Source organism: Salinimicrobium oceani, assembly GCF_012037645.1.
In genome coordinates, this window is record NZ_JAAVJR010000387.1 from 1 (window position 1) to 520 (window position 520).

General features: G+C 44.2%; 1 protein-coding gene. It reads right to left on the bottom strand.

What is annotated here, in order from left to right:
* Nucleotides 1-268 precede the first annotated feature (268 nt).
* The coding region (locus HC175_RS23930) for a hypothetical protein (protein WP_209310053.1) at nt 269-520 on the bottom strand (252 nt) is incomplete at its 5' end.

The following is a 520-nucleotide window of genomic DNA, read 5'->3' on the forward strand; positions in this document are numbered from 1 at the left end:
AAACCCAAAGCATTGGAAAGGCATATCGAAGAATACAAAGCCGAAATGCTTGAAACCTGGGTGGAGATGCCTCAGTATTTTGTCACCTCATCTGCCAGCGGATTCGGAAAAGAAGAGGTGCTGGATTTTATACAAAGCATCAACGACGGCTTTCTTCCGCAGCAATAAAAAAAGAAACAAGAATCAAGGACCTGGAACCAGGACTAATTCTGAATCAAGGTCCGCAACCTCAGTTTTAAAATTTGTGATCACTGCCTACTGCTCACTGTCATATGACTAAAAATAATGATTTAATGGCAATCGCAAATATGTCGCCCCTTCCAGGGCTTTTTTGGAGGGGGCATTTTTTGATCCCAGGGTTAAAACCCAGGGCTAAAATTATTGTGCCCCGCCGGGTCTTTTTTTTTGCTATCGGCCCAAAATCTTCTACAGTCAAATTCCGCGGTAATCCCGCTGTGTAGCGGGGGAGGTACTGAACACTGACCAGTGAGCACTGAACACTACTCTTTCTTGATTTCCA